Here is a 249-nt window from a genome sequence, read left to right as displayed (position 1 = left end):
TTGTAGAGGGATCCAATCGTAAAGAAGTTCCACGATCAAACACAATGGTGGAACTGGCGACTAAGTTAAGTGGGAAAGTAGATATGTTATTAGACCAACTTGTTTTTGATTCGGAGCTTTTTACTATAGACGAGTATCATGTGAAAATCATCGAAGAATACCTAGAGTTCTTTTCTTATGGACTAGCAACTCTGCTAAAGGACGATCAGGGGGTATTTTGGTTAGAAGAAACGGAATCAGAAACTATAT

General features: G+C 37.8%; 1 protein-coding gene. It reads left to right on the top strand.

What is annotated here, in order from left to right:
• Positions 1 to 44: 44 nt before the first annotated feature.
• The coding region (locus AOA61_RS32025; protein WP_218197417.1) for a hypothetical protein at positions 45 to 249 on the top strand (205 nt) is incomplete at its 3' end.

This window comes from Pseudomonas sp. 2995-1, assembly GCF_002742505.1.
GTDB classification, from domain to species: Bacteria; Pseudomonadota; Gammaproteobacteria; order Pseudomonadales; family Pseudomonadaceae; genus Aquipseudomonas; species Aquipseudomonas sivasensis.
The sequence above is the reverse complement of the archived record's forward strand: the minus strand, read 5'-3'. Positions and strand labels throughout refer to the sequence as shown.